Below are 7,336 nucleotides of genomic sequence, written 5' to 3'. Positions count from 1 at the left end.
CAGAGATGTGTATAAGAGACAGGTCAATTGTTGATCGAATAGCCACACGGTACGGCCTCTGTATCGAATGCACAACTGCTGTAGAGCGTATTCGTGAGGTAGATCAGGATGACTGACGGATGGCCGCCGGCCCTGGTGCGGGAGATCGTCGACGGTGACCTCGAGGACAGAAACGGAACACTCCATGCGCACACTGGACGTGTTCCCTCTGATCTTGGTAAGGTGCTCTCGTTCCGTCAGGAGGCGAGACAGCGCCACCACGAGGTTTCTGGTAAGTTCGAGGACTCACGACGCTTCACCGAAGCAGTCGGTACTGTGGAAACGCAGAGAACCACAGACGCAATCCACTCAGGAAACCAGAGCCAACTGGCGTTCGCTCACGGAGTGATCGAACGTCGATACGATGCAACCGCTGTGCCGGAACTGTCGAAACTGTACGGAATCGTGCGGAATCCCGGCCAGATCCTGAACTTCTGTGGTGGAACTGATAACGGGAAGACGAACGTGCTGTTCTTAGCGATTGACACGAAGATGGACGTCGAACCGGAAACGCTTGCAATCGGCAACGTTCCCGCCGAATACATCGATCACCAGTGGACGGAGTACTACTGTGCTGAATCGATGGACGATCTAGTAGATCGCGTTGACGAGGAACCGGACCGACCGAAGATCATCTTCGTCGACGACGCCAGCATCGATCACTCGGAACACTCAGCGAGTGCAGCCGAAGTGAAAGAGCGGCAGGGTCGGCTTGCCCGACTCGCAGCCAAGCAGAAGGCTGTGCTGGCGTACGTGGGCCATCGCGAAGACGGCTACGACCTGTCGAAGCACATCCGCGCGATGCCCGGTGTGAAGCACCTGCAAGCGCTTCGTCTGGACAACCCTGACGGTACCACTGACCGTTACGTTACAACTGTCTATAACGACCAGAACGAGGATAGTGGTGGACTGACTGACCGGGACTTCACGCTAGATCCGCTACCGAAATCCCGAACTGAGTACGACCCCGACGTTGTTGCTCATAATCTGTTCGCTAACTAATGCTCTGTTCTTTTAACATACCAACAAACAAACACCCGCCGAAGACGCACGTCGAGGCGGGTGTGTCAACCCGCACTTTTAATACACGTTGGGCAGACGTTCCACTCAACCGGATAAACCGCCACCCCAGAACAAAGGGCTGGGGTGGTGTGCCGGTTGAGGCCAAGTATCCATGTTTGCCCAGTCAACCGACGTACGTCAGTCAACCACGGAGGGTTTTAACTCTACCGTGGTCAGAATCGATGCCTGAGTGGGGCGATGATCTCGCCGATATCAGGTGCAGTAGCTGTTTTAGAAGAGATATCGTTCCCGCTGAGTCCATCCACGCTCGGATGGAACTCTGCCGGGATTGCTTAACCCCTCGACCCCCGACGATCCAGACGACCAGGAGGGAAGCGACGAGCGGTGACGTTCGTCGAGGTCGTCGGGGTTTGCTGCTCGATCTCCTCGAGGAGCTCCGCTTGTTGATCGAGGACCCAGAGGACCGGACCCGCAACGCGACCCCCCTCCCATGGGGGGTTGACGCGGCAGCCGGTCCGCACGCCGCGCCCGTGGCGCGGCATTCGTGTGCGGTGCGGTGCGGTCGCTGTTGCGGTGGCTGTACGGTGCCGTTGCGGTACCGGACCCTGCAATACGCGAAAAGTACAGTAGACACACCCGAATACGGTAGCGTTAGCCCCGCTAACGCGATTCGGGTGTGTCGTCTCCATAGTCAAGTCACGATGAGCGGCGCCGCGAGTGCCCGCAGCGACGCCGCGTTCTCTCGTGTTGTGACTGAGCCACCATGTGGCCGCTGCGACGGTGACCGGTTCGAGGACGATCCCTCGACCGGAGAGAGGGCACAACAGGGAACAACGCTCGCAGATCGTTTGGTGCCACCACGTGGCCGCTACGACGGTGACCGGCTTGAGGACGATCCCTCGACCGGAAAGAGGGAACACCCACAGGCAACCGACCAAGATGTACGCCAGGCGTTGGAGGCGCGAGGACTATGACACCGCGTGTCCGCTACGGCGGTGACTGGCTCGAGGACGATCCCTCGACCGGAGAGAGGGAACAATGAGCACCGACGACGCGGAACTCGGGACCCTGATGCCGGACGTTCGGCAGTACTCGTACAAGACAGAGTCTGAGAAAGGCGCTACGAAGGCTGCTGACCGTGTCGAAGGCGAAGCTGGAGCATGGCCCGAAGAAATGCCGGACGTGCGTGTGTACGCCGACAGCAGCCTAACGTTGCCCGGCATGGCAGAGAAACCGCCGGGCTGCGGAGAATGGATGCCGATGGAGTTCTGTGACTCCTGTGCTGACGTGAAGATGGGTTCGACGTCGTGCCAGACACGCGGCTGCCCTGACTGCTGGTACCCGTGGGCCCTGAACAGAACCACTGGTATCGTAGAACGCCTAGCTGCTGCCCGTGACGCTGCCGACAGCGGAATCGAGAAGCGTGCTGTCCACTGCGTTGCTTCGGCCCCGCCGGGCTCGATCACGTCGCTGGTAGACATAAAACAGGGCTGGAGAGACGCCTACGACCTCGCTGCTGAGAAAGGAGTACGTGGAGGCTGCGTAGTGTTCCACGGCTACCGCGTCAAAGACGAACCGAAACAGACGTTCCGAGAACTGAAGGAGGCCGACCTCGTTGAAGGAGGAATTTGGCAGTGGATTCGTGAACACGAACGCGACTGGAGGTCACTGACCTACTGGAGCCCACACTGGCACATTCTCGGCCTTGCAACTGATGTCGGACCGAATGACCCAGATGCTGACGACGGCTGGGTCTTCAAGAGGCTCAGCACCCTCACCCCGTTTAAACTCACGGACAAGGACAGCTACGAAGCGATGGCTCGTGTGTCCACGTACCTGCTGTCGCACCTAACGTTCAACCCGGAGGGCGGATCGCATGCTATCCGCTGGTTCGGCGAGTTAGCGAACAACCAGTTCAGCCCCGATGAGCTATCTAACGGACGCTGGCAGGCAATCCAGCGTATCACCCGGGAAGTCGTTGGCGGTCCCACTGATCCCGACGATCTCGTCGTCGACGAAGACGGGCACCTCGTCGAGCCCGATGACGAGAGAAGTTGTGACTGTGAGGACTGCAACGGTGACCTATCTCCGATATGGGACGCTGGAGGTGCCCTGTGTGACCCCGGCTGGTGTGATCGGATCGGAAGAGAGGCTGAGAAACGACTCGACGTGGCGTTTAGATGGGCTATCGGAGAGATCCGAGGACCACCAGGCATGTCGCACGCCAGTAGCGAAGATGAGGCTGCAGAACTGTACGACTGGTTGCTCGATAATCACGGATAGCTTAGCCTGTAAGGTGTAAATAACAAAATAGCTTGGCGTCGAGCGTGCCTGCGCGCATCGGTTAATCCTATTTAAAACCTCGTCGGCCAGATTGTATAAGATAATGTAGTAGACTGTGACTGTATGGCTAACCACCATAGAAACGGAGGCGGCCTTGCGACTCGTATCGGACAGTTGGACATTGTAACATCGCTGATGCTGATGATCCTTGCGGTCGTCGGCTTGTTCGCGACTGGTTTAATGGGAGAGGTGCAGAGCCTCGTAGAAACGCATGAATGGGTACCAGTAACCGGGACGCTGCTTGCTCTTGTGCTGGTTTTTGCCACATCTGAAACGCAAGACCCTTCGCAGATGGAAATCTGGGAAATGGGGATCGTGGCTGTGTCTGTACTGGCTGTTGTTGATGCCAGTTTCTCGGCACTCGGCTACGTAAACCAGTATCTCGGTGCCCATGAACCGTGGACGTCGGTGCTGATCTTGGTCATCCTGATCCTCGCAGGAGCGGTCCTATCGCAATAGCGTAACCATGAGTACAAAACCATCTAACAGTGCTGAGTCTCGACACTCCAGGCGGGAGTACCTGCGCCGGATCGGTGCGACGGCTGGCGCGGTCGCGGTGATCGGTGCGGGTGGCAGTCAGGTAGCGCCACAGTATTCTCCGATCGGTCGTGCCGAGGCGATCGCGCCCGCGGCTGTCGCGTTCTATCTGGCGAGTGGTGCGGCTGCTGGAGTCACAACGGCGTCAGTTGCTGATCTCTGGAGCCGACCGAGTACCGATATTGATCCGGATGATGTGCTGTCTGAGCAGATATACCAGTCGGCGCAGTCGGTCGCGGCTGGACGGGAGTCGTTTGTCGACGAGATGGAGCATGATTTCCTTGGTGTAGAGGACCCACAAAACACTCCATACGGTCGGGTTGCGTGGCAGTCAATACGGTCGTCGTCCGTCCGTGAAGCTGTTAACGGTGGCACAGAGTCTGATGTGGCACAGGCTGCGCAACAGGCCCACCGTGAACAGACGACGAAATCCATCGTCAACATGGTTGAGCGCTGGAATACGGCGATCAATGCGCTTGCTGAGGAAATCGTCTTGACGGTTGAAGAGGGCCTACAGGACACTCTGAACCTCGAATACGGAGATTTTGCAGTTGCAGATCTAAGTTATGCTGAACCACTGGAAGTTGGTCAATCGGATGCGTTCGATGGTGACGGTTCAGTGCTTTGGGAAATCGATGTCGACCTGCCCATGGATGAGACGGATCTGGACCAACGGGATGAGCCGCTGAAGTTGGTGTTTCCGAGCATTGACCGTAACGGAGATGTTCAGGGTGCCGCCCCGTGGCTAGGCCAGTGGATGCCGGCTGAGAATGAGGACTGGAGGTCTACTCCGGTAGTGCAGGCTGAGCACGCGAGTCTGGATACGGTGACGGTTATTGATGGCGACATGATGGCTAGCGTTGTTAGTGAGATTGATGATGCGTATGCTGGTATTCAGAATGATCTGAATACGTATGTCGAGAATCTTTATCAAGGAGTGCACGAGGGTGCGATCGATCCTAGTGATGTGCTGTCGTCACAGGACATTGTTGACGAGTTCGCCGACAGCGACGAGCAAACCCGAGTCGCTGCTGAGCTCCTGGCGGCTGGAGCGAACGTCCCTGACTCAGCTGGCTACCGGGCCCAAATCTCGCATCCCGATCTCCAGTCTGATGAGCTGTGGGGGATGCTGTACCCGCAGTTCGATGGGAACCCGATGACGATAGCGCCCGGAATGACGCTGGACCCGGAAGATTACAATATGGCCTATTTCGGCTATGGCTCGGAGATTGATGATGATTGGCAGACTGTTACCTTGTCAGGGGAGGAGCCGCTAGAGATTTTACGAACTGATGGCGTTGAAGGACAGGAATCTATCGAATCTGTATCGGCAGAGGCTGGAGAGTATGGCCGTGTCGTCTTGTGGACTGGTGAGGACCCGCCTGACCCGATTGCTGAGCCCACGGATCACGACGGCTGGATGGTCGTCGTGGAGGGTGATACAGAGCGGCACGTTGCCGATGTTGCTGACGTAGTGGAAGATGGTGACGATTGGGTGCTTGAAACGACTGATCTCTCCAGTGGTGAGACGATCGCGACTGTCGAGGTCGTTCCATCTGTTGAACACTCTCGGTCGATTGACTATGTTGCTGATCCGACCGAGGTAGACAGCGATGAGACGCTGGAGCGTATGGAAGCACTGCGCCAGCAGGTTGACGACCTCGAGGATGCGCTTGAGGATGACGGCTTCTGGGGAGGAGGCGGTTTCGGCGACTTCGGCGGTATACCCGGTTGGGGGATAGCTGCCGGTGTCGTTGTAATCGCAATCGGGTTGATCGCTAACTCCCCCTTCGGTAGAGCTGTTCGAGAGGCTCGTCGACGATGAAACGAACCACTGTGTTGCTGTTCGGTTGCGTGCTGATCTCGCTCGTCTTGGTCGGTGCCCCGGCTGCGGCAGACGAGAACGTCACGGAAAACTCGAGCATCGAGTTTGACGAATACGAGTGGATTGACGATGACACTGCGATAGTCGATTACGAACTCTCCGACGGAGAGGCCGTGATCCAGATCTACTCAACAGAGTCGAAACAGATTGCAGTGACTGATGCAGGAGGACAGATGCAAAGAGGTGAGGTGGATCGCGAGATTCGCCGAGTCTCTGAAGATGACGTATCAACTGTTGCGGTGCCTGTGACTGAGTATCGAGGTGACGCTGCTGTAACAATCGATACACAAGAGGTGTTGTACGGCTTGCCGATCAAAACCTCAGGAGGCAGCATCTTCGGAACGGACCACAGTACCGGACAGGTGCTTTTCTCTGCTGGTATCGGCTCGGTGATCGGGGTGCTCGTTGTCGGCACCCTGATCGACTACTTCGCAACGAAGTTGATGAAACGGAGACCGCTATGACTGAACCAGAGAACAACCCGGAGACTGACGAGCCTGAGCCAACGGCTGATGCTTCGACAGAAGAACGCTCAACTGTGCAGGTCGTTCTTGACGAACTGCATCGATGGCGATTCTTTATCATTGGTCTGCTGCTGCTGGCTGGAGTCGGTGCCTACGTGTACGGCGTGTCCGTTCCGTGGCAGTTGATCGCGGTCAGCATCGCTGGCCTCCTGGTGTCCATCGCGATAGGTTTCACTGTCGGGTTCCCCGTTGCTGTCAAACGGGCGCGTCCACCGGAACAGACTGGCCTGCTTGTGCTCGATCCCCGACCCCGAGACATCCGGGTCGGTATCGAGTGGTTCGACCGCGACGAAGCCAAGGAACTAACAGTGACGTGGGGATCGCTGATCGAAACACCAACCAGAGACCCCGGAACAAAACTCCTGATCGCGCTGACGTACGACGAAGAAACTCACTCTGCTCGAGGCATCTACCGAAGCACGAAAGAGCCAGATGAGTTGTTGCGTACTGAGTACGACCTCGAGGACTACTATGGACAGATGGAAATTGATGCCGCCGGGAAGCAGACGCTCGAACACCAGTTCAGATCTGCGGTGCGACGTGCGACGATGGCGCTCACGGCGCATCAGGATCGCGTCTATGACGAAGCGACGATACCGAACGGAGAGACGCTAACGGAAGTCCTTGACGACCTGATGCCGAAACCGGACGATGCTGATGACGACGGTGACGTCACCGAGCACGAGCCGGATGAGGAAACCGAAGACGTCGAACACTCGTACCAGCCTGATCCTGAAGCCGGCGAACCAGTCGGTGCGTTAGGACCTGCTGTGACTGATGGTGGTACTGAATGAGTTCTTTACCCTCACTCAATTCGACCTGCTACGTTTGTAGTAAGTCAATTGTTGATCGAATAGCCACACGGTACGGCCTCTGTATCGAATGCACAACTGCTGTAGAGCGTATTCGTGAGGTAGATCAGGATGACTGACGGATGGCCGCCGGCCCTGGTGCGGGAGATCGTCGACGGTGACCTCGAGGACAG

General features: G+C 57.1%; 7 protein-coding genes. All 7 read left to right on the top strand.

The window, feature by feature from the left end:
* The first annotated feature begins 108 nt into the window (after positions 1-108).
* The 7 genes from C482_RS03680 (at position 109) to C482_RS03650 (ending at position 7,145) form a co-directional block, all read left to right on the top strand.
* Entirely contained in the window at positions 109-1,041 is a 933-nt protein-coding gene (locus C482_RS03680; RefSeq protein WP_152421960.1) for a hypothetical protein, read from the top strand.
* 722 nt (positions 1,042-1,763) lie between these two features.
* Entirely contained in the window at positions 1,764-2,036 is a 273-nt protein-coding gene (locus C482_RS03675) for a hypothetical protein (RefSeq protein WP_006166129.1), read from the top strand.
* A 64-nt stretch (positions 2,037-2,100) separates the two neighbouring features.
* Complete coding sequence (locus tag C482_RS03670) at positions 2,101-3,345, top strand: hypothetical protein (protein WP_006166128.1); 1,245 nt, start codon at positions 2,101-2,103, stop codon at positions 3,343-3,345.
* A 123-nt stretch (positions 3,346-3,468) separates the two neighbouring features.
* Positions 3,469-3,864 (top strand): hypothetical protein, encoded by a 396-nt coding sequence (locus C482_RS03665; RefSeq protein ID WP_006166127.1) that lies wholly within the window; start codon positions 3,469-3,471, stop codon positions 3,862-3,864.
* Between the two features lie 97 nt (positions 3,865-3,961).
* The gene (locus C482_RS03660) at positions 3,962-5,767 is read left to right on the top strand and encodes a hypothetical protein (RefSeq protein ID WP_006166126.1); all 1,806 of its coding nucleotides are present in this window, start codon (positions 3,962-3,964) and stop codon (positions 5,765-5,767) included.
* Positions 5,764-6,291, top strand: coding sequence for a hypothetical protein (locus C482_RS03655; protein WP_049896451.1), 528 nt, complete (start codon positions 5,764-5,766; stop codon positions 6,289-6,291). Before C482_RS03660 ends, C482_RS03655 begins: the two co-directional genes overlap by 4 nt.
* The gene (locus tag C482_RS03650; RefSeq protein WP_006166124.1) at positions 6,288-7,145 is read left to right on the top strand and encodes a hypothetical protein; all 858 of its coding nucleotides are present in this window, start codon (positions 6,288-6,290) and stop codon (positions 7,143-7,145) included. The genes C482_RS03655 and C482_RS03650 overlap by 4 nt, the downstream gene beginning before the upstream one ends.
* Positions 7,146-7,336 lie beyond the last annotated feature (191 nt).

Source organism: Natrialba chahannaoensis JCM 10990 (assembly GCF_000337135.1).
In the GTDB taxonomy this organism is placed as follows: domain Archaea; phylum Halobacteriota; class Halobacteria; order Halobacteriales; family Natrialbaceae; genus Natrialba; species Natrialba chahannaoensis.
Note: the sequence above shows the minus strand (reverse complement) of the source record. Positions and strands in the feature narration are given on the sequence as shown.